The 20,946-nt window shown below is 72.8% G+C and carries 23 protein-coding genes and 1 riboswitch; of the genes, 8 read left to right on the plus strand and 15 right to left on the minus strand.

The genetic code is table 11. The annotated features are described in order from the left end of the window. Positions 1–26: 26 nt before the first annotated feature. From OG385_RS26440 to OG385_RS26455, 4 genes are all read right to left on the minus strand, one after another. On the minus strand, positions 27–1,532 hold the full coding sequence (locus OG385_RS26440) for a cobyric acid synthase (protein ID WP_266858279.1): 1,506 nt from the start codon (positions 1,530–1,532) through the stop codon (positions 27–29). Then, complete coding sequence (locus OG385_RS26445) at positions 1,529–2,458, minus strand: cobalamin biosynthesis protein (protein WP_266858281.1); 930 nt, start codon at positions 2,456–2,458, stop codon at positions 1,529–1,531. Before OG385_RS26445 ends, OG385_RS26440 begins: the two co-directional genes overlap by 4 nt. Before the next feature lie 139 nt (positions 2,459–2,597). Further along, positions 2,598–2,669, minus strand: a riboswitch (cobalamin riboswitch). A 230-nt stretch (positions 2,670–2,899) separates the two neighbouring features. After that, positions 2,900–3,157, minus strand: a complete 258-nt coding sequence (locus OG385_RS26450) for a hypothetical protein (RefSeq protein ID WP_266858283.1) — start codon at positions 3,155–3,157, stop codon at positions 2,900–2,902. 94 nt (positions 3,158–3,251) lie between these two features. Then, positions 3,252–4,505 (minus strand): inorganic phosphate transporter, encoded by a 1,254-nt coding sequence (locus tag OG385_RS26455; RefSeq protein ID WP_266858284.1) that lies wholly within the window; start codon positions 4,503–4,505, stop codon positions 3,252–3,254. Positions 4,506–4,774: 269 nt separating this feature from the next. Here OG385_RS26455 and OG385_RS26460 point away from each other — a divergent pair, with 269 nt between their 5' ends. From OG385_RS26460 to OG385_RS26470, 3 genes are all read left to right on the plus strand, one after another. After that, on the plus strand, positions 4,775–5,452 hold the full coding sequence (locus tag OG385_RS26460; protein ID WP_266861180.1) for a class II aldolase/adducin family protein: 678 nt from the start codon (positions 4,775–4,777) through the stop codon (positions 5,450–5,452). Positions 5,453–5,524: 72 nt separating this feature from the next. Further along, the gene (locus OG385_RS26465; protein WP_266858286.1) at positions 5,525–6,652 is read left to right on the plus strand and encodes a S9 family peptidase; all 1,128 of its coding nucleotides are present in this window, start codon (positions 5,525–5,527) and stop codon (positions 6,650–6,652) included. Between the two features lie 99 nt (positions 6,653–6,751). Next, positions 6,752–8,119 (plus strand): hypothetical protein, encoded by a 1,368-nt coding sequence (locus OG385_RS26470; RefSeq protein WP_266858288.1) that lies wholly within the window; start codon positions 6,752–6,754, stop codon positions 8,117–8,119. Positions 8,120–8,176: 57 nt separating this feature from the next. Here the strand turns inward: OG385_RS26470 and OG385_RS26475 are convergent, their stop codons facing one another. After that, the gene (locus OG385_RS26475) at positions 8,177–8,572 is read right to left on the minus strand and encodes a VOC family protein (protein ID WP_266858290.1); all 396 of its coding nucleotides are present in this window, start codon (positions 8,570–8,572) and stop codon (positions 8,177–8,179) included. Between the two features lie 204 nt (positions 8,573–8,776). Between OG385_RS26475 and OG385_RS26480 the strand changes: the two genes are divergently transcribed. The 3 genes from OG385_RS26480 (at position 8,777) to OG385_RS26490 (ending at position 11,867) form a co-directional block, all read left to right on the plus strand. Further along, complete coding sequence (locus tag OG385_RS26480) at positions 8,777–10,375, plus strand: ABC-F family ATP-binding cassette domain-containing protein (protein WP_266858292.1); 1,599 nt, start codon at positions 8,777–8,779, stop codon at positions 10,373–10,375. Between the two features lie 355 nt (positions 10,376–10,730). Continuing rightward, positions 10,731–10,952 carry a helix-turn-helix domain-containing protein gene (locus tag OG385_RS26485; RefSeq protein WP_006123601.1) on the plus strand — a complete coding sequence of 74 codons (222 nt, stop codon included), beginning with the start codon at positions 10,731–10,733 and terminating at the stop codon, positions 10,950–10,952. Between the two features lie 123 nt (positions 10,953–11,075). Continuing rightward, positions 11,076–11,867 (plus strand): enoyl-CoA hydratase/isomerase family protein, encoded by a 792-nt coding sequence (locus tag OG385_RS26490; RefSeq protein ID WP_266858294.1) that lies wholly within the window; start codon positions 11,076–11,078, stop codon positions 11,865–11,867. Between the two features lie 108 nt (positions 11,868–11,975). On the opposite strand, the gene amaP is transcribed toward OG385_RS26490, so the two are convergent. From amaP to OG385_RS26515, 5 genes are read right to left on the minus strand one after another with little or no spacing between them, the layout of a single operon-like run. After that, positions 11,976–12,554 carry an alkaline shock response membrane anchor protein AmaP gene (gene amaP, locus OG385_RS26495; protein ID WP_266858296.1) on the minus strand — a complete coding sequence of 193 codons (579 nt, stop codon included), beginning with the start codon at positions 12,552–12,554 and terminating at the stop codon, positions 11,976–11,978. A gap of 7 nt (positions 12,555–12,561) precedes the next feature. Then, positions 12,562–13,218 (minus strand): DUF6286 domain-containing protein, encoded by a 657-nt coding sequence (locus OG385_RS26500; protein WP_266858298.1) that lies wholly within the window; start codon positions 13,216–13,218, stop codon positions 12,562–12,564. Continuing rightward, positions 13,215–13,559, minus strand: a complete 345-nt coding sequence (locus tag OG385_RS26505; protein ID WP_266858300.1) for an Asp23/Gls24 family envelope stress response protein — start codon at positions 13,557–13,559, stop codon at positions 13,215–13,217. The genes OG385_RS26500 and OG385_RS26505 overlap by 4 nt, the downstream gene beginning before the upstream one ends. Continuing rightward, positions 13,556–13,747, minus strand: coding sequence for a hypothetical protein (locus tag OG385_RS26510; RefSeq protein WP_266858302.1), 192 nt, complete (start codon positions 13,745–13,747; stop codon positions 13,556–13,558). Before OG385_RS26510 ends, OG385_RS26505 begins: the two co-directional genes overlap by 4 nt. 28 nt (positions 13,748–13,775) lie before the next feature. Continuing rightward, positions 13,776–14,255, minus strand: coding sequence for an Asp23/Gls24 family envelope stress response protein (locus tag OG385_RS26515; RefSeq protein WP_266858304.1), 480 nt, complete (start codon positions 14,253–14,255; stop codon positions 13,776–13,778). Between the two features lie 92 nt (positions 14,256–14,347). Here OG385_RS26515 and OG385_RS26520 point away from each other — a divergent pair, with 92 nt between their 5' ends. Continuing rightward, positions 14,348–15,067 (plus strand): hypothetical protein, encoded by a 720-nt coding sequence (locus OG385_RS26520; RefSeq protein ID WP_266858306.1) that lies wholly within the window; start codon positions 14,348–14,350, stop codon positions 15,065–15,067. Positions 15,068–15,160: 93 nt separating this feature from the next. Here OG385_RS26520 and OG385_RS26525 read toward each other — a convergent pair whose 3' ends face one another. The 5 genes from OG385_RS26525 to OG385_RS26545 all read right to left on the minus strand — a co-directional run bounded on the left by OG385_RS26525 (position 15,161) and on the right by OG385_RS26545 (position 19,893). Continuing rightward, positions 15,161–15,916 carry an SDR family oxidoreductase gene (locus tag OG385_RS26525; RefSeq protein WP_266858308.1) on the minus strand — a complete coding sequence of 252 codons (756 nt, stop codon included), beginning with the start codon at positions 15,914–15,916 and terminating at the stop codon, positions 15,161–15,163. Positions 15,917–15,920: 4 nt separating this feature from the next. Next, on the minus strand, positions 15,921–17,720 hold the full coding sequence (locus OG385_RS26530; protein ID WP_266858310.1) for a glycoside hydrolase family 15 protein: 1,800 nt from the start codon (positions 17,718–17,720) through the stop codon (positions 15,921–15,923). A gap of 30 nt (positions 17,721–17,750) precedes the next feature. Then, positions 17,751–18,539, minus strand: a complete 789-nt coding sequence (locus tag OG385_RS26535; RefSeq protein WP_266858312.1) for an SURF1 family protein — start codon at positions 18,537–18,539, stop codon at positions 17,751–17,753. Between the two features lie 72 nt (positions 18,540–18,611). After that, positions 18,612–18,845: a hypothetical protein gene (locus OG385_RS26540; protein ID WP_266858314.1), complete on the minus strand. Its 234-nt coding sequence runs from the start codon at positions 18,843–18,845 to the stop codon at positions 18,612–18,614. Between the two features lie 64 nt (positions 18,846–18,909). Beyond that, positions 18,910–19,893 carry a DEDDh family exonuclease gene (locus OG385_RS26545; protein ID WP_266858316.1) on the minus strand — a complete coding sequence of 328 codons (984 nt, stop codon included), beginning with the start codon at positions 19,891–19,893 and terminating at the stop codon, positions 18,910–18,912. Positions 19,894–20,150: 257 nt separating this feature from the next. Here OG385_RS26545 and OG385_RS26550 point away from each other — a divergent pair, with 257 nt between their 5' ends. Beyond that, positions 20,151–20,861, plus strand: a complete 711-nt coding sequence (locus OG385_RS26550; RefSeq protein WP_266858318.1) for a VIT family protein — start codon at positions 20,151–20,153, stop codon at positions 20,859–20,861. Positions 20,862–20,946 lie beyond the last annotated feature (85 nt).

Raw genomic sequence — 20,946 nt, forward strand, 5'->3', positions numbered from 1 at the left:
CGTTCGCGGGCGCGCCCCGGCCGCTCTCATGGCGCTCCGGGTGGGACGAAGGGGAGTCCGGCCGGCGCGCCCGACTCGATGAGCGCGAGCAGCCCCTCGGTGTCCGCGTGCTCCTCGATGAGGTCGCCGAGCCGGTCGAGCTGCTCCTCGCGGAGCACGCCGAAGCTGGTGTCGGGCGCCGGTACGAAGCGCCGTCCCGCGACGGCGGCGACCTCGCGCAGAAAAGCCCGGCGGAAACCGTCGCTCTCCAGCGAGCCGTGCCAGTGGGTGCCCCACACGGAGCCGGCGCGGCAGCCGTCCAGGAAGGGGGAGCCGCCCAGCACATCTGCGACCCCGTGGTGGATCTCGTACCCCTCGACCGGCTCCCCGAGGGCTTCGCCGACGGGCCGCGCCAGGGTCTTCTCCACCTCGAACCGCACCCGGACGGGCAGCAGTCCGAGCCCGTCGACGGCCCCGGCGCGCGATTCGACCGTGTCGTCGATGTGCTCGCCGAGCAGCTGGAAACCACCGCAGATGCCCAGCACCGGACGGCCTTCGGCGGCCCGCCGGGCCAGCGCCTCCGCGAGCCCGCGCTCCCGCAGCCACTCCAGCGCGCGCACCGTGCCGCGCGTCCCCGGCACGATCACCAGGTCCGCGTCGGCCAGCTCCTCCGCGCGGTCCACGAACCGCACCACGACGCCCGGTTCGGCGGCCAGCGCGTCCACATCAGTGAAGTTCGACATCAGCGGCACGGCGCACACGGCGACCCGCAGCACGTCCTGCCCGTAGGGCGCGGACACGGCGGACTCGCGCACCGTGCCGCGCATCGACACCCGCAGCCCGTCCTCCTCGTCGATGCCCAGACCGTGCGCGTACGGCAGGACACCGTAGGTCCGCCGCCCGGTCAGCCCGTACAGCATGTCGAGCCCCGGTTCGAGCAGGGACACATCACCGCGGAACTTGTTGACGAGGTACCCGGCGACGAGCGACTGGTCCTCGGCGCTCAGCAGCGCCGTCGTACCGAAGAACGACGCGAAGACACCGCCCCGGTCGATGTCGCCGACGACGACCACCGGGAAGCGCGCGGCGCGCGCGATGCCCATGTTCACGATGTCGGTCCGCCGCAGATTGATCTCGGCCGGACTGCCCGCCCCCTCGCAGATCACCGCGTCATACGTGCCCCGGAGTCGGGTCAGACAGTCCGTCACGGTGCCGAGCAGCGCCTCCTGCCGGCCGCCGTGGTAGCCGCGGGCGCTCATCTCGCCCACCGGCTTCCCCATCAGCACGACCTGGCTCGACCGGTCGCTCCCCGGCTTGAGCAGCACCGGGTTCATCAGCGCTGTGGGCTCGACCCGCGCAGCCTGTGCCTGCATCGCCTGGGCCCGCCCGATCTCCGCCCCCTCGCGGGTGACGAACGAATTGAGCGACATGTTCTGCGCCTTGAAGGGCGCGACTTTCACACCCCGGCGCACCAGCCACCGGCAGATACCCGCCGTGACCACGCTCTTCCCGGCGTCCGACGTGGTTCCGGCCACCAGCAGCCCGCCACTCATCCGCGTACCTTCCTCACCACGAGAGCTGTCGCGAGCGCCAGCAGGGACACCCGGCGCGACAGCCGCACCGCGCGTTCGATGTCGCCGACGGCCACCGGCCGGCCGCCGCCGTTGAGTACCGCCCGGTGCTCGACCCGGCCGGCGTACGCGAGGGTGCCGCCGAGCCGTACGCCCAGCGCACCCGCGAACGACGCCTCCACCGGGCCCGCGTTGGGGCTCGGGTGGCGGCCCGCGTCCGACCGCCAGGCCCGTACCGCGCCGCGCGGGTCCCCGCCCGCGAGCACCGCCAGTACGGCGGTGAGCCGGGCGCCCGGCCGGCCCGCCAGATCGTCGAGCCGGGCGGAGGCCCAGCCGTACCGCAGATACCGGGGCGACCGGTGGCCCACCATCGCGTCCAGGGTGTTCACCGCCCGGAACCCGACGAGCCCCGGCACCCCGGCCAGGGCGCCCCAGACCAGCGCGCCCACCACCGCGTCGGAGGTGTTCTCGGCCACGGACTCCACGACGGCCCGCGCGATCTGCTGCGCGTCGAGCGCCTGCGGATCGCGTCCGCACAGATGCGGCAGCCGCTCCCTGGCCGCCCCGACATCACCTGCCGCCAGCGCGTCGGCCACCGCGCGGGCCTCACGCCCCAGCGAGGTGCCGCCGACGACGGCCCAGGTGGCGGCGGCGGTCAGTGCGACGCCCGCGGCGGGACGGCCGCGTACGGCACGCCCGGCCAGCACGGCGGCACCCACCGCGCCCCCGGCGCAGACCACGGTGTGCAGCGCGCCCCACCCGCGGTGGTCACGCCAGAGCCGGCGCTCCACGGCGGCGGCGGCCCGCCCGAAGGCGGCGACGGGGTGCCCGCGCCGGGGGTCGGCGAAGATGAGGTCTGCCAGGAGGCCCGTGGTGGCGCCGTACACGAAGACACGCTCTCCACGCATGGGGTCAGCAGGCCAGTTCGCCCGGGACCCTCACTGCGGTCGTACTCGGAGCATCGGGCGGTTCGGGCAGCAGGCGGCCGCGCATGGCGTAGTCCTCACTCAGGGTGTCCGCGCCCTGGTTCGACGTGACCGGCGGTGAGAGTTCCTGGCTCCCGGGGGCGACCCCGGTGACAGTGGCGGGACCGCGCCGGATTCGCACCGGACTTCCTCTCCTGCCGCCGTATTGGCCCCGGAAGTCCACCACGGTCGGCGAACACCCGTCAACTCACCCTTGACCTGCGACGGGGCAGTGTGCCGAGCCCCACACGGGCCACCCGGACGGCCGTACGGGCCACTCGCCCGGCAGGCCGCGCACACGGGCAGCCCGCCCGGTGGCCGGTGGCGGCCGCCGGGCGGGCGGAGTGACGCTGTCGCGGGGAGTGGTGGGGGAGGAGCGGGCCGTCAGGCGACGATCAGATAGATCCCGTACGCCACGGCCGCCGCGCAGAGCGCGAAGCAGGCGTACGAGCCGGCCCGCGCGGCCGGGCCCCTGCCCGTACCGGCAGGAGTCGCGGCGGCGGGTGCGGTGGCGGTGCCCGGCTCCGGCACGGGCTTCCGCGCCAGGCCCACCACGCCGAGGGTGAACAGGCCGACCAGTCCGACGGTGGCCACGAGGCTGACGCCGAAGACGGTGCCGAGAGCTGCCCAGTCGATGTCCATGGTGCGGTGTCCTTCTCCTTCAGACCGTGTTCGGACGGACCGTGTTCTCAGGGTTCTCAGGGTTCTCAGGGTTCTGAGGGTGCTCAGGCCGTGTTCAGACCGTGGCGGGCCGGGTGGGCTCCGGTGCGGCGCCGCCCGGTGCGGGGATGGTGGTCCGGAGACCGTCGGAGACCGCTCCGGCCGGCGGCGGGGCGACGGCCGCGATGGCGGTGGTCACCACCCCGGCGGGCTCGTCGGACGCGGCGGGTTCGTCGGGGGTGACGCTGTGCTGGCCGACCGGTTGGCGGCGGGAGAGCGACCAGATGACACCGGAGCCCGCGACCAGCAGGACGGCGACGGCGCCGATGCCCCAGGGGCCGCGGCCGGCCAGATACTCGGCGCCCGCGCCGACGACCGCGGCGGCGGGCAGGGTCAGACACCAGGCGACGGCCATCCGGGTCGCGGTGGACCAGCGGACCACCCCGCCCTTGCGGCCGACGCCCGCGCCCATCACGGCGCCCGAGCAGACCTGCGTGGTGGAGAGCGAGAAGCCGAGGTGCGAGGAGGCCAGGATCACGGTCGCGGCACCGGTCTGGGCGGCGAAGCCCTGCTGCGGCCTGAGCTCGGTGAGCCCCTTGCCCATGGTCTTGATGATGCGCCAGCCGCCCAGGTACGTACCGAGTGCGATGGCAGTGCCCGCGGAGACGATGACCCACAGGGGCGGGTTCGAACCGGGGGCGATGACGTTGCCGGTGACCAGGGCGAGGGTGATGACACCCATGGTCTTCTGCGCGTCGTTGGTGCCGTGGGCGAGCGAGACCAGGCCGGCGGAGGCGATCTGGCCGGCCCGGTAGCCCTTGGCGGTGGACTTCTCGTCCGTACGGCGCCCGATCCGGTACGTCAGCCTGGTGGCCAGCAGCGCGGCGACACCGGCGACGACCGGCGCGGCGACCGCGGGGAGCAGGACCTTGGTGATGACGACATCGCCGTTGACACCCGACGAGCCGACCGACATCAGCGTGGCTCCGATGAGCCCGCCGAAGAGTGCGTGGGAGGAACTGGACGGCAGGCCGAGCAGCCAGGTCAGCAGATTCCAGAGGATGGCACCGACGAGTGCCGCGAAGATCACTTCTGTGGTGATGCCCTGTTCATTGATGATCCCGCCGGAGATCGTCTTGGCGACCTCGACGGACAGGAATGCCCCGACAAGGTTGAGCACGGCGGACATGGCCACCGCGGTCTTCGGTTTGAGAGCGCCGGTCGAGATGGTCGTCGCCATCGCGTTGGCCGTGTCGTGGAAACCGTTCGTGAAGTCGAACACGAGAGCGGTAATGATCACGATCCCAAGGAGCAGGGTCAAGTGTTCCATTTACCTGGGCAATCGTTCGAGGTCATTGACGAGATGAACGTAGGCAACCCGGGTGAACGGAAGATGAACTGAGCCGGGCGCTGTGGTGACCCTGCCCGGAGGCGCCTGTTCCGCTCACTGCCGGCGCTGCCTCTGCCCGCTGCCGCGGCGGCATACCGGGGCGCACGGACGGCTGGCATCATCGCGTGGACGGGCCGCCCGTGCGCCCGAAGCGCAGACGTGGCAGAGAGGCAGAAGTGGCAGAAGGGGCAGATGTGGCAGGGGCAGATGTGACGGGGGAGACAGCAGTGGCACCGGAGGAGACCGATCCGCTCGCGAGGGCCTGGCACGAACTCGTCTCCACCGCCCGCAGGACCGCGTCCGAGGGGCTGGTCGTCGGCACATCGGGCAATGTCTCCGTACGCTGCGGCGACCTCGTCCTGGTCACCCCCAGCGGAGTGCCGTACGAGAAGCTCGGCCCCGGCGACACCGTCGCCGTCGACCTGGACGGCCACCAGGTGCTCGGCGAGCTGAAACCGACCAGCGAACTGCCCCTGCACCTGGCCGTCCACCGCGCCACCACCGCCACCGCCGTGGTCCACACCCACGCGGTGCACGCGACGGCGGTCTCCACCCTGGTCCCGGAGCTGCCCGCGGTCCACTACATGGCCGCCGCGCTGGGCGGCCCGGTGCGCGTCGCCCCGTACGCGCTCTACGGAAGCGACGAGCTGGCCGCGAACATGCTCACCGCTCTCACGGACCGCTCCGGCTGCCTCCTGCAGAACCACGGCACAGTCACCTACGGCAGCTCGCTCGACCAGGCCTACGACCGCACCGCCCAGCTGGAGTGGATGTGCCGCCTCTGGCTCACCGCGTCCGCGCTGCCCGGCCGCACCCCCTCCCTGCTGTCGCCCGGACAACTGGCCGAGGCCACCGAGAAGCTGCGGGGGTACGGCCAGCCCGGCTGAGTCCTCGCAGGTCCGGCCCCCGTTTGCCCCGGCCGGCTGGCAGCCGGGCCCGCCCCCGCCGACACTGGAGGGGTGCGCCCGGCAACCGCGACGGCAACGGCCGTCACCACTCTGATCGGCGTCGGCGCGGCCGCGGCAGCGGCCGGCCGGCTCGCCGCCGACGCCGCGCTCAAGGCGCCGCACGGCCGGGCCCTGCCCGCCGAACCCCGGCTCTCCGTACACGCCACGGCCCCCGGCCGGGTCACCCTCACCCGGTGCCTGGCCTCGCTGCGCCCCGGTGTGTACGGGCTGGAGGGCCCGGGTGTCCACGCGGTCGTCGGGCCGGTGATCGACGGCGGCTCCGAGACCGCCGACACCGTCGTGCGCCGTCTCGACCGGGTCACCTACGGCACGCTCGCCCCCGGCACCAAGGCCCGGCTCACCCCCCAGGTGTACGTGGGCGACCCGCGCTCCGCGCTCGGCATCGACCACGCCGACGTGGACATCCCCGCTGAACTCGGCGCCTGCCCGGCCTGGTTCGTGCCCGGCCCCCGTCCCACCTGGGTGATCACGGTGCACGGCCTGGGGACCGGCAGGGAGCAGCCCATGAACGTCCTGGGCTTCCTGCACCGCCAGCAGTTCGCGGTCCTCGACATCTCCTACCGGGGGGACACCGGCGCCCCCGCGAACCCGGACGGTCTGGGACACCTCGGCGCGTCCGAGTGGCGCGACCTGGACGCGGCCATCCGCTACGCCGTCCGCTACGGCGCGGAGCGCGTCGTCCTGCACGGCTGGTCCACCGGCGCCGCCATGGCCCTGCACGCCGCGGTGGGCTCGGGGATGCGCGACCGCATCAGCGGCCTGATCCTCGACTCCCCGGTCCTCGACTGGGAGGCCACCCTCGGCGCGCTGGCCGCCGCCCGGCGCACCCCCGCCTTCCTGCTGCCGCTCGCGGTACGGGCGGCCCAGGGGCGTACCGGCACCAACGGCGACCGGCTGCGCGCCGCCGCCGACCCCCGGGTGCTGACCGTGCCCACGCTGGTCTTCCACGGCCCCGACGACCGGGTGGCCCCCTGGCGGCGCTCCGTCGAATTCGCCGCGGGCAAGCCGTCGTTGGTGGACCTGCGGACCGTGACCGGCGCCCCGCACGGCGCCATGTGGAACGCGGATCCCGACGGCTACGAAGAGGCCATGCGGCGCTTCCTGACCCCGCTGATGTAGCGGTCCGGGCCCGCCGGCCCGCTTCCGTACCCCCTGCGTCAACCTGTAGCGAGGGGTTCCGTTTGGGCTTTCGGCCCGTCAGAGGCAAGACTGCTCCCCGTGACGTCCCGTAACCCGCGCGACTCCAGACTCCGCCTCGTCCGCCCCCGACCTCTGCTCACGGCCCGCCGTGTCGTGAGCAACCGGCCCATCCGCCCCGCCCCGCGCCCGCCCGCCGGTACCCCGGCCCCGGCGGAGCTGGCCCGCCAGGCCAGGACGGTGCTCGCCGACGCCGTCCGGATCGCCCGCTGGACCGGGGACGCCCGGCCGGTGCGGGGCGGGGCACTCACCGCCCCCGTCGCCGAACACGCCGCGCACACCCTCTCGTTGACCCCGGAAGCGGTCCGCGCGGGCTGGGACCGCGCCCGGCTCGCCGGACTCGTCGAACTGCACGGGGACATCGCCCGCCCCGGGTGGCGGCTGCGCGCCTGGGACGGTGACGACAGCGCGGTGCTGCGCGGCTGGGTCGCCCTCTTCGACGCCTGGTCGATCGTCCATCCGGCCGCCGCCGATGTCCCGGTCACCGCGGTGGCCGAGGTCGTCGAGGCCGTACCGCAGGTGCTCTCGCTGCTTCAGCTCTCCGCGGGGCCGGTGACCGTGCCGGCCCTGCTCGACCTGCTCCAGCAGCGCGTCGCCGAACTGCACGAGGAACGCTGCGAGGTCCCCTACGGCCCGCAGCCGCAGCCCGAGCCCCCGATGGCGGCGGGCACGCTCGCCGCGCTGCTCGACTGGGCGCTGCGGGGCCTGGCGGCGGTCGGCGCCCTGACGCTGGCGCCCGGCCAGGCGACGCTGACGCCGCTCGGCAACTGGGCGGTCTGGGTCAAGCTGGAGCAGATCTGCGTCGCGGCGCAGAGCCCGGCCGGCAACATCGAGCAGCGCGCCGACGCCATGCTGCGCGGCTGCGCGGGACTGACACCCGGCCCGGCGCGGGCCGAGTACCGCGCCTGGCTGGCCGCCCGCACCGTGGGCAGCGCCGTCAGCGAGCTGCTCGGGGTGGCCCGGGGCGAGGACGCGCTGCTGCGCGGTCTCGCCTTCGAGGCACTGCGGGTGGTCGGCGCTCCCGCGGAAGCGGCGGTACGGGGCGCGGCCGCCGAGACCTCGCTCCGTCCGTACGCGGTGCTCTGGCTGGCCGAGTACGAGGGTGCCGACCCGGAGGACGCCCACGACGCGCTCACCCGTGAAGAGGCGACCTGGCTCTGGGTGGACACCGCCGCGGCCGTCGCCGACCACGGAGAGAGCACCCTGCTGGTCCGCCACCTGGAATCGGCGGTGCAGGGCACCGTGCCCGCCCTGCTCGAAGAGGTCCGGGCGGTGGGGCACCCGCGCACCGTGCAGGTGCTGGTGGCGCTGGCCGCCGCGCACCCCGATCCGGCCCTGGCCAAGGCGGTCCGCCGGGCCGCGTTCCAGGTGCACACCGGGGGAGTCTGAGCGTCCGGGCGGCCGGTGCCTTCCGTTCGGATCAGGCCCGGGATGTGCCGGGAGGGCTCAGAGCGCGCCTCCCGGCGCATAGGTGCCGAAGCTCCAGATGTTCCCCTCGGGGTCGCGCGCCAGGTAGTCGCGGGAGCCGTAGTCCTGGTCGGTCGGCGGCATCAGGATCTCCACCCCGTGCTCCACGGCCCGCCGGTGGTGGGCGTCGGTGTCCTCGATGACCACGTAGACGCCCACCGGACCGCCCTTCGCCATCGCCTGGGCGAAGACCCCTTCCCGGCCCCGGGTGCCGAGCATCACCATGCCGTCGCCGTAGGCCAGCTCGGCGTGGGCGACCGCGCCGCTCTCGTCCTCGTAGACAGCGACCTCGGTGAAGCCGAAGGCGTCCTTGAGCAGCCGGATGGCCGCCTTGGCGTCGTCGTACAGCAGCGTCGGACTGATGGTGGCAACCATCCCGGACACCCTTCCCGCTGAGTTCGATCTTCCGATTTGTCCCTCTTGCGTGTGGCGCGGTCCCAGTCTGGCACCGGGCCCCGGCAGAGTGCCCGCGCGGCACCGTTAGACTGGGCCGCATGGCATTTCTCCTTGTGCATTAGCCGGCGTCGAAGCAACCCTCCGCCTGCCCTTCCGCCGTCCATACCGCCCTGGAGTTTTTCCGTGATCACCGCTTCCGGCATCGAGCTGCGCGCCGGCGCCCGCATCCTCATCGAGTCCGCCTCCTTCCGTATCGCCAAGGGCGACCGCATCGGCCTCGTCGGCCGCAACGGCGCAGGCAAGACCACGCTCACCAAGTGCCTCGCGGGCGAGGGCGCCCCCGCCGGGGGCACCATCACCCGCTCCGGCGAGGTCGGCTACCTCCCGCAGGACCCGCGCACCGGCGACCTCGACGTCCTCGCCAGCGACCGCATCCTCTCCGCCCGTGACCTCGACTCCGTGCTGCGCAAGATGCGGGAGAACGAGGAGCGCATGGCGCACGGCCAGGGCGCGACCCGCGAGAAGGCGATGAAGAAGTACGAGCGCCTGGAGACGGAGTTCCTCACCAAGGGCGGGTACGCGGCCGAGGCCGAGGCGGCCACCATCGCCGCTGCCCTCGGACTGCCCGACCGGGTGCTCGGCCAGCCGCTCCATACGCTCTCCGGCGGTCAGCGCCGCCGGGTCGAGCTGGCCAGGATCCTCTTCTCGGACGCCGACACCCTGCTCCTCGACGAGCCCACCAACCACCTCGACGCCGACTCCATCGTCTGGCTGCGCGAGTACCTGAAGAACTACCGCGGCGGCTTCATCGTGATCTCCCACGATGAAGAGCTGGTCAAGACGGTGGTCAACAAGGTCTTCTATCTGGACGCCAACCGCACCCAGATCGATGTCTACAACATGGGGTGGAAGCTCTACCAGCAGCAGCGCGAGGCCGACGAGAAGCGCCGCAAGCGCGAGCGCCAGAACGCCGAGAAGAAGGCCGCGTCCCTCAACTCGCAGGCCGACAAGATGCGCGCCAAGGCGACCAAGACCGTCGCCGCGCAGAACATGGCCAAGCGCGCGGACCGGCTGCTCGCCGGTCTCGAAGCCGTACGGGTGTCCGACAAGGTCGCCAAGCTGCGCTTCCCCGACCCCGCGCCCTGCGGCAGAACCCCGCTGATGGCGGAGGGCCTGTCCAAGTCGTACGGCTCGCTGGAGATCTTCACCGATGTCGACCTCGCGGTCGACAAGGGCTCCCGCGTCGTCATCCTCGGCCTCAACGGTGCGGGCAAGACCACGCTGCTGAAGCTGCTGGCCGGCGCCGAGAAGCCCGACACCGGCGAGGTCATCGAGGGCCACGGCCTGAAGATGGGCTACTACGCCCAGGAGCACGAGACGCTGGACCCCGAGCGCTCGGTGCTGGAGAACATGCGCTCCGCCGCACCCGATCTCGATCTGGTCCAGGTCCGCAAGACGCTCGGCTCGTTCCTCTTCTCGGGCGACGACGTCGACAAGCCGGCCGGGGTCCTCTCCGGCGGTGAGAAGACCCGGCTGGCGCTGGCCACCCTCGTCGTCTCGTCGGCCAACGTGCTCCTGCTCGACGAGCCCACCAACAACCTCGACCCGGCCAGCCGCGAGGAGATCCTCGGAGCGCTCCGCACCTACAAGGGCGCGGTCATCCTCGTCACCCACGACGAGGGCGCGGTACACGCGCTGGAGCCGGAGCGGATCATCCTGCTGCCCGACGGCGTCGAGGACCTGTGGGGTCCGGACTACGCGGATCTGGTGGCACTGGCCTGATCCGGCGCCCGGTCCGTCGCCTGATCCACTTCGGATGGATCATTCGGCTCACAGGTGATCCTTCATCTGAGTGAGCCGCTCTCGTACCCCGGCGCGCCCCACGCCTGCTGCCCGCCCGGCGGGCGTCATACGGGTCCGTACCGTGCTCCTTCCATCAGACCGCCGCTGACCAGCGCCTTCGCGCTCAGCGGCGGTCTTCTGCGCGTCCTGCCGGGGCCGGAATGCCGCGATCCGGTCCGCGGAGTGAGCCGGGACACAGAAATCCCTGTCGCACAGACCTTGCCGAATGGGTGGCCAGGACGGCCGGGAGGGGTGATCATGAGAGTCCAGAGCGCACTTCCTTGAGGAGGCACGGGTGGCCGAGACTCTGAAGAAGGGCAGCCGGGTTACCGGCGCCGCGCGTGACAAGCTCGCGGCAGACCTGAAGAAGAAATACGACTCCGGTGCGAGCATCCGGGCACTGGCCGAAGAGACCGGCCGCTCCTACGGATTCGTCCACCGGATGCTCAGCGAGTCCGGTGTGACGCTGCGAGGACGCGGCGGAGCAACGCGAGGCAAGAAGGCCGCATCGGCCTGACAGGGCTGTGGCCCTGGGTTCTGGGGTTCACCGGTTCACCACGGTGCCACCCGGTCGGCCGGAGGGCCGGCAGGGTGGTTACTGTGCAGTCACTTACCTGTCTGCACAGAACCGGAGACCCCCATGACCTCGCTCGACTACGTGCTCGACAAGGACGGCGTACGGCTGACCGTCGAGGACGCGGTTGCCACGGTGACGCTGGCCAACCCCGCGAAGCGCAACGCCCAGTCTCCCGCTCTGTGGCGGGCGTTGACAGAAGCGGGACGGTCACTGCCGGGCAGTGTCCGCGTCGTGGTGCTGCGCGGTGAGGGCAAGTCCTTCTCCGCGGGCCTGGACCGGCAGGCGTTCACGCCTGAGGGTTTCGACGGTGAGCCGTCCTTCCTCGATCTGGCACGCGGTGATGACGCCACGCTCGACGCGGCCATCGCCGAGTACCAGGAGGCGTTCACCTGGTGGCGCCGCACCGACCTGATCACCATCGCCGCCGTACAGGGCCACGCGATCGGTGCCGGGTTCCAGCTCGCCCTCGCCTGCGACCTGCGGGTCGTCGCCGACGACGTGCAGTTCGCCATGCGCGAGACCAGCCTCGGGCTCGTCCCCGACCTCACCGGCACATATCCGCTGGTGGGGCTCGTCGGCTATGCCCGGGCGCTGGAGATCTGCGCCACCGGCCGGTTCGTGCACGCCGACGAAGCCGTCCGTACGGGTCTGGCCAATCTGGCCGTCCCCGCCGACGAACTCGACGGAACGGTCACCGACCTGGCGGCCGCCCTGCTCGCCGCCCCCCGCGATGCGGTCATCGAGACCAAGGCACTGCTGCTCGGGGCACCGGACCGTACGTACGAGGAGCAGCGCACAGCCGAGCGCGCCGGACAGGCCCGCAGGCTGCGTGACCTGGCGGGACTGTCCGACTGACGGTCCGGCTCCCAGTCCGGCCGGTGGTCCGGCCGCCTGTCCGCGCGCCTGTCCGGCCGACTGTCCGTACGGCGCTCCCGTCTTCCCTCAGGCCACCCGGCTCTTCCCTCAGGCCACCCGGCGCGCGCGGTGCTTCACCGGGCGCAGCTGGACCTCGGCGGGAAGCTCGGCCAGCCCGGCCGACTCGCGGGCGTGCGCCAGGGCCCCGGTGGTGAGGTCCGAGAGCGCGGACACCGGCTCCGCGTGCGGCGCGAGCGCCATACCGATCCGGGCCGCGGGGGAGGTGCGCCGGCCGGTCAGCCGGACCACCGCACGGTCGACGCCGTGCAGCGACTCGGCCTCGGCCGCCAGCGCGTTCTCCAGTGCCCGGCCCCTGAGCCGCGCGCCGTCCCCGTCGCCGCTGTCGACCAGCACCTCGGAGAGACGCGAGCGGCGCAGCTGGGCGAGCAGCCACCACAGCGCGAGCAGCACGATGACGGCGAACACCGCGATGACCACCGGCCACCACCAGCTGTCGCCGCGCCATTTGGTGCGGCGCGCCGTGCTGAGCAGGACGTCGTGCGGCCCGCTCCAGGGCCACCACGAGGGAACGGAGAGGTGCAGCCCCGCGGCCAGCACCGCTCCGCCAAGGGCGAGCAGTACGAGTCCGGCGAGGGTGAGCAGCACCCGGTTGACTGTCTTCAGCATCGAAGCGTCACCCCTTCTTGGCCGGACGGCTGACGTGTACGGAGAGCCGCGGCCGCGACGCGAGCCCCAGGCCGTTGATCCCTGCCGTCATCGCGCTGTCCAAGTCGGCCCGTACGTCGTCGAGTTCGCGGAAGTGTGCGCGGGCGCGCACCTTGACCTTGGAGCGCTTCATCCGGATGCGCACGGACTGCACACCGGGCACCTCCATGGCCCGGTCCCGCAGCACCAGCGCCGCCGCGTCCCGTTCGAGCGCTGCCTTGATCTGCGGGCTGTCGCGCCGCATCGTCAGCAGCGAGCGCAGGCCCGGGGTGAGCGCCAGGATGATCAGCCAGAGGCCGATGGCCATCGCGACCCCGGCGCCGACCTTGATCCAGATGCTGTCCAGGGGGCGTGTCGCCAGATCGTCGGCGACCACACGGCGCCAGTGCATCGCGGGCCGCCCGGCCCGGACCGCCGACACGTCGTACAGCAGCACGCCGGACGCCGCGAGCACCACGAGCGCGAGCAGCGCCGCCGGTGTCCTGCGCCCCGACCAGAATCGCCTCGCCCGGCCACCCGACCCGGGCACCGGTGCGTACGCCGTGGCGGAGCCGGGACCGCTGGGCTCGGCCGGGGTCTTCTCCAGGACGGGAAGCCGCCGCGTGCTGTCGTCCGCCTCGCTCATCGGGCCCTCCCCCGGTCGGAGCCGCGGGTCTGCTCGGAGTGCAGCTGCTCGACCTGCACCGCCACCTCGGGCACCTCCATGCCCGCCAGCGACTCGACCCGCTGGGCCACCCGGCGGCGGACCGCACCGCACTGGGCGCCGATGTCGGACGGATAGCCGAGATCCAGACTGACCCGCACCCGCGCACGGGAGTCCTGCACGGTGACCGTGGCGTGCGGGGCCGTTCCGCCGGCGGGCACCGTGCCGATCGCCTCACGCGCCGCCTGCGCCGCGATCTTCGACACGACCCGGTCGGCGATGCGGGTCGAGCCGCGTTCCGCGGGCGCCACCTGAGCGGTCATCGCCGCCCGTCGCCGTGGTCGCGGCCGCGGAAGAAGTCACCGGCTTCGAGGTCGCCGTCGGCGAACTTGCCCGCCACGAAGCCGATCGCACCGAGTGCGGCCACCAGAAGAAAGGCTCCGAAGCCGCCGAAGTAGCCGGCGAAGCCAAGTGCCATACCGACCAACAGGCCGACCACAGCCATACTCATCGTGCGCTCCTAAGCCGAAGGTACGGGGTTACTGAAGTCGGGACTCCGGCTCTTCGTCGTCTTCCTCGTCGGGCAGCTTCACATCGCTGACCGCGATATTGACCTCGACGACCTCAAGTCCCGTCATGCGCTCCACAGCCGAGATGACGTTCTCCCGCACATCGCGTGCGACCTCCGAGATCGACACGCCGTACTCGACGACGATCTCCAGATCGAGAGCCGTCTGGACCTCACCGACCTCGGCCTTCACCCCGCGCGACACGGACTTGGTGCCGCCGCCGGGCACCCGGTCGCGCACCGCACCGAACGTACGGGAGATCCCGCTGCCCATCGCGTGCACGCCGGGCACGTCGCGCGCCGCGAGACCGGCGATCTTCTCGACCACGCCGTCCGCGATGGTGGTACGGCCGCGGGATCCGGGGGCGCCGCCGCCGCGCTTGGTCACATCGGGCCTGGCGGGCCCCTTGCCAGAGGTGTCGGACTGGTTCTGCTGCGGGGTCTCACTCATCGCCGTACGTCCTCTCCGAGCGGTAGCCGATTCTGTGCCCACCGTAGGTGCGCTTTCCCGGTTCCGCGCCGGGAATGCGGCAGGGTGGAGGTATGACGGGTGACGGATCGCGGGTGCAGGACGGGTGGGCGCAGGCCGTCCGCAGCAGGCTCGGCCTCGGCAGGCTGCTGCCGCTCGGCGGCGCGCGGGACGGGGCCTGGATCGCCGAGGATGCGGCCGCCGCCGTGCTGCGGCGCGCTGCCGGCGGGGTGCCGGGGGTCGCCCTCGGGAAGCTGAGGATTGCCCCGGCCGAGACCGGTGGGACGGCCCGCTCGGCGGTTCCGGCCCCGCCGAGCGCCCTGCCGCCCGGGCCGCTGCGGGTCGAGGCGGAGGCCGAAGCGGCGGCCGGGGGAGAGTCACTGCCGGCGGCCGTCGAGCGGCTGCGGGACGCGCTGTTCGGGGCCTGCGCCGATGCGCTGGGGCTCGAAGTGGCCGAGGTGGACGTACGGGTGACGGGGCTGCTGGACGCCCCGTCGGACCCGTCGGCGCCGGGCGGGCCGAACCCGCCGCCGGTCGTTGGGCCGGACAGGGGAGTCGCTGCTGTACGGGGCCCCGAGGCGGAGGCGGCCGCCGCCGTTCCCGGCGTCGCCCGTCTGACCGGTGTCCTCGGGGACGCCGTGCACCGCACCGACCACCACGTCCGGGTGGAGCTCGCGGTGGCCGCCGGGCGGCGGGCCCTCGATGTGGCGGGGGCGGTGCGGTCGGCGGTGGCCGCGGCGGCCGGTGCGGACCGGTCGGTCGCCGTGCTGGTCACGGCGGTGGAACTGCCCTGACCCGGCCCCTGTTCAGGACCGGGCCGCCCGGCTGCGTAACCGGCCGGGCGGCCGGCTGCGCAGCCGGACCGTGCACGGCGGGCGCCGTGCGGGTCAGAATCCGCGCCGGGAACCGCCGTCGACCGGCAGCATGACCCCGGTGAGGTACGAGGCCCCGGGCGACAGCAGGAACGCGGCGGCCCTGCCGAACTCCTCCGGCCGCCCGTAGCGCCGCAGCGGAATCCCCGCCTCGCTCCTCGTGCGCGCCGCCTCCGGGTCACCGCCGAGCGTGTCGAGGTGCCGCACCCGGTCCGTGTCGATGCGGCCTGGCAGCAGCCCGACCACCCGGATCCCGAGCGGACCCACCTCGTCGGCGAGCGACTTGGCGAAACCGGCCAGACCGGGGCGGAGCCCGTTGGAGATCGTCAGGCCGCCGATGGGCTCGTGCACCGAGCCGGAGAGCACCAGGCCGATCACGCCGCCGTCGGACAGCTCGGCCGCGGCGGTGCGGGCGAGCCGCACCGCGCCCAGGAAGACGGCCTCGAAGGCCGTGCGCCACTGCTCGTCGGTGTTGTCGGCCGCGGAGCCTGCGGCCGGGCCGCCGACGCTGATCAGGATGCCGTCGAAGCGGCCGAAGTGCTCCCGCGCGGTGGCGATCAGCCGCTCGGCGACCGCGGGGTCGCTGTTGTCGGCCGCCACCCCGATCACACCGGGACCGAGCTCGGCCGCCGCAGCTCGCGCCGTATCCGCGTCGCGCCCGGTGATGATCACCTTCGCCCCGTCGGCCGCCAGCTCACGTGCGGAGGCGAACCCCAGCCCCCTGGTGGCCCCGGTGACGACGTAGACGCGGTCCTTCAGTCCAAGATCCATGGCTCTATCCTGCATCCTCCTCGGGCGCCCCCAGCGCGCGGGCCAGCCCGAGAGCGGTGTTCACCAGGCCGATGTGGCTGAACGCCTGCGGGAAGTTGCCGAGTTGGCGCCCGGCCACCGGGTCGTACTCCTCGGCCAGCAGTCCGACGTCGTTGCGGAGCGACAGCAGCTTTTCGAGGAGCGCCTCGGCCTCCTTGACCCGCCCGGTCAGCCGCAGCGCGTCGGCCAGCCAGAACGAGCAGACCAGGAACGTCCCCTCGCCGCCCGGCAGGCCGTCCACCGCCGGCCCCGCCATGCTGTAGCGGCGCACCAGGCCGTCGTGGCACAGCTCCCGGCGTACGGCGTCGACCGTACCGATCACCCGCGGATCGTCCGGCGGCAGGAAGCCGACCTGGGGGATGAGCAGCGTCGCCGCGTCCAGATCGGAGCAGCCGTACGACTGGGTGAAGGTGTTGTGCTCCTTGTCGAAGCCCTTCTCGCACACCTCCTGGTGCACCTCGTCGCGCATCCGCCGCCACCGCTCCACGTCCCCGTGCAGCTTCGGCTCGGCCTCCAGGGTGCGTACGGCGCGGTCGGCGGCCACCCACGCCATCACCTTCGAGTGCACGAAGTGGCGGCGCGGCCCGCGTACTTCCCACAGACCCTCGTCCGGCTCGCGCCAGCGCGACTCCAGGAAGCCGAGCAGAGCCAGCTGGAGCCTCCAGGCGTGCGGCTCATCGGCAAGACCCGACGTACGGGCCAGATAGAGCGAGTCGATGACCTCGCCGTACACGTCGAGCTGAAGCTGGGTCACGGCTCCGTTCCCGGTGCGCACCGGCGCGGACCCCTCGTGGCCGCGCAGCCACTCCAGCTCCGTCTCGGGCAGCCGCCGCTCGCCGGCGAGCCCGTACATGATCTGCAGATCACCGGGGGCGCCCGCGACCGCGCGCAGCAGCCAGTCGCGCCACGCGGCGGCCTCCTCCAGATAGCCGCAGGCCAGCAGCGCGCCGAGGGTGAGCGTGGAGTCGCGCAGCCAGCAGAACCGGTAGTCCCAGTTGCGTACGCCCCCGATCTCCTCCGGGAGGGAGGTGGTGGGGGCCGCGACGATGCCGCCGGTCGGGGCGAAGGTGAGCGCCTTCAGGCTGATCAGCGAGCGGATCACGGCCTCGCGGTAAGGGCCCTGGTACCGGCAGCGCTCCGACCACTCGTGCCAGTCCTCCAGGGCGTCGGCCAGTGCCTCGTGCGGGTCCACCAGCGGAGGGCGCGGCTCCTCCGAGGGGTGCCAGGTGAGCACGAACGCCACCTTCTCGCCCGCGGCGACCGTGAACGACGAGCAGGTGGAGAACTGGTGGCCCCAGGTCCGCACCTCCGGCTCGCTGCGCAGCCACACCGAGTCCGGGCCCGCCACCGCGACCCGGTGCCCGTCCGAGCGGCGCATCCACGGGATGACCGAGCCGTAGTCGAAGCGCAGGCGCAGCGTTCCCGCCATCTCCACCTCGCCGGTGACACCTTCGACGATCCGCATGATGTCCGGGGCGGTGTCACGCTGCGGCATGAAGTCGGTGATTTTGACCGTGCCGGTCGCCGTCTCCCAGACCGATTCCAGGACGAGCGACTCGCCCCGGTAGCTCCGCCTGGTGCAGTTGCCGGCTCCGGCCGGGGCGATGCGCCAGTGGCCGTTCTCGTCGTCGCCGAGCAGCGAGGCGAAGCACGCCGCCGAGTCGAAGCGGGGCAGGCACAGCCAGTCGATGGAGCCGTCCCTGCCGACCAGGGCCGCGGTCTGCAGATCGCCGATGAGGGCGTAGTCCTCGATACGTTGGGTCACGGTGTGCCGTCTTCCCGGGACCGCGCCGGGTTAAGCAGCCGTGGGCACCGGTTCGGGTGTGCTCTCGGAGGCGGCCGCGGCCCGTTCGCGCTTCTCACGGCGTACGAGGACCACGAATCCGATGGGCACTCCGGCGGTGAAGAGCCACCACTGGACGGCGTACGCCATGTGCGGGCCGATGTCCGAGTGCTCGGGTGCCGGGATCAGCTGGGGCGAGTCGCCCTTGGGCGTGGGCGCGGTCTGCTCGATGTAGCCGCCGAGCACCGTCCTGCCCAGCGCCTTCGCCTCTTCGGCGCTGTTGATCAGCATCACCTGGTGGGGCGGCAGCCCCTTCTCGTTCTTGATCCCGCTGGCCCCGGTCGTCTCGTCGGCCATCAGCCGGCCGGCCACCGTGAGCCTGCCCTTGGGGGCGGGCGGGATCTTGGGGAGCGTGAGCTGGCTGCCGTTGTCCGCGACCCAGCCGCGGTTGATGAGTACGGTCTTGCCGTCGTCCAGGACGAAGGGCGTCAGGACGTGGTACCCGACGGTGCCGTCGGCCGAGGTCCTGCGCCGTACGACGACCTCGTCCGCGTTGTCGAAGTGGCCGGTCGCCGTCACCTGGCGCCAGTACTGGTCGTACGGCACGGTGTGCCCGGGGGAGGTGAGGTCTCCGACCGGTACGGGTCTCGACTTGAGATTCTTGCCGATGAGTGTGTTCTGCGCAACCTTGTGTTCATGGCGGTGCAGTTGCCAGAAGCCCAGCTTGATCATCGTCGGCATCAGGACGATGGAGACAAGGGCGAGAATCACCCACTGCCGTGTCAACAGGAAGCGGTACACGCCTCTGAAGGTACCCGCCCGGCGAAGCCCTCCGGACGGGGGGTCCGGCCGGAGGGACAGAACCGGGCAGAGTCAGACCTTGTCGACGATGCCCTCCTTCCCCTCCGCGCGGGCGCAGTGCCCGCCGCAGTACCACACACCGTCGGCCTCCACGCCCTGCCCGATGACCTGGACACGGCAGTGCCCACAGATGGGCGCCATGCGGTGAATGGCGCAGGAGAAGCAGTCGAAGACGTGGACCGCGCCCTGCGCGTGAACCTCGAAGGACATGCCGTAGTCGTTTCCGCATACCTCGCAACGTGCCATGCGCCACAGGGTGGGACGCGCGGGCGCCGGCGGGCGAGCGGGCGGTGGGCGAGTCGCCCGCCAATCACCCGTCTGCCGGGGCCGGGGCGACGTCGCGCAGCAGCTGGGTGAAGGCGGCCTCGTCGATGACGGGGGTGCCGAAGGACTTGGCCTTGACCGTCTTGGACGTGGCGGAGTCCGGGTCGTTGGTGACGAGCAGGCTGGTCAGCCGGGAGAGGCTCGTCGCCACATGCAGCCCGGCTTCGGCTGCCCGGTCCTCCAGCAGCTCGCGGTCGACCGATGTGTCACCGGAGAACGCCACCCGCATCCCCTGCGCCAGCGGCTTCCCCGGCTCGTACCGCCCCGGATTCGGGTAGGGGCAGGCGGGCCGCTTCCTGGCCGGGCGCCAGCTGCTCTGCCGGTACGAGGCCTGGTAGCCGACACGCGGCGCGGCCGGTGCGTCCGACCACTCGGTGAGCGGCCGGCACTCCAGGAGCGGCAGCCGCACCCCGTCCCTGGCTGCCGCGTGCAGACTCGGGCGGAACGCCTCGGCCAGCACCCGGGCGTCGTCGAGCGCGTGGTGGGCGTGCTCCTGTACGACGCCGAAGTGCGCGGCGAGCGACTCCAGCTTGTGGTTGGGCAGCGGCAGGGCGAGCTCCTTGGAGAGCGCGATGGTGCACAGCCGCTGGCGGACCGGAGGGGTGCGCTGCGCGCGGGCGTACTCCCTGGCGATCATCTGCCAGTCGAAGATCGCGTTGTGCGCCACCAGCACGCGCCCGTCGAGCCGTTCGGCGAACTCCGCCGCGATCTCCGGGAAGAGCGGGGCGCCCGCCAGGACATCACTGGTCAGCCCGTGGATCCAGACGGGCCCGGGGTCCCGCTCCGGATTCACCAGCGTGTACCAGTGGTCCTCGACATCGCCCCGGGCGTCCAGCCGGTAGACGGCAGCGGAGATTATCCGGTCGTCGCGTGCGAGGCCGGTGGTCTCCACGTCGACGACCGCGTACCCCTGCGGGTACGCGGCCGGCCACGCTGTCGCTGCTGTCTGGCGGTCGTCGAGCATGGTCACAGAGAATACGGGCCCCTACCGACAACACCGCAATCCCGGGGGCGGCCCCGATCGGCGGCCGGCGGCGGCCGGTACCCGTGTCCGGGGCGGCAGCGCACGGCTTCCGTTACGGCGTAACCGATATGACGGGGCATCGGCTCCGGCCGGCGCCGCTCCGGCCCCGTGCCCCGCTGACACCGCCCCGGCCGTCCGGCTGGTCCGGGACACCACGGGCGAGGCCGGTGCGGTGCGGGCCGCCCGGATGAGACTCTGGTCCGATGACGGACTCCTCCCACGGCGAACCCCACCACAGCGGCCTCGGAGCGCGCCTCAACTGGCTCCGGGCCGCGGTGCTCGGAGCCAACGACGGTGTCGTGTCGACCGCGGGCATCGTCGTCGGCGTCGCCGGTGCCACCGACTCGCGTACCGCACTGCTCACCGCCGGTCTCTCCGGACTGCTCGCCGGATCGATGTCGATGGCGGCGGGGGAGTACGTCTCCGTGTCCACCCAGCGCGACTCCGAGAAGGCCGCGCTGGCCATGGAGAGGCGCGAACTGCGCGAGACCCCGGACGCCGAACTCGACGAACTGGCCGGGCTCCTGGAGGGCAAGGGGCTCTCGGCCGAACTGGCCCGCGAGGCCGCCGAGCAGCTCACGGAGCGGGACGCCCTGCGCGCCCACGCCGAGGTCGAGCTGGGCATCGACCCCGACGACCTCACCAGTCCCTGGCACGCCGCCGGCGCCAGCTTCGCCGCCTTCACGGCCGGTGCGCTGCTGCCGTTGCTGGCCATCGTGCTTCCGCCGGCCTCGGTCCGGCTGTACATCACGGTGCTCTCCGTCCTGGCGGCGCTGGCCATGGCGGGCTGGTGGAGCGCCCGGTCGGGTGCCGCTCCGGTGCGCCCCGCCGTGGCGCGGAACATGGTGGGGGGCGCGCTGGCCATGGCGGTGACCTACGGCGCCGGTGCGCTGCTGGGTGCGGCGGGGGTCTGAGCCGCCGAGCCTGCCCCGGAAGCCCGCCCCGAGCCCGCCGGGAGGACGCGGAGGCCGCTCAGGTCTGCTCCGGGACGGCTCAAGG

Origin of the sequence: Streptomyces sp. NBC_01306, assembly GCF_026340465.1 — a bacterium.
GTDB lineage: Bacteria > Actinomycetota > Actinomycetes > Streptomycetales > Streptomycetaceae > Streptomyces.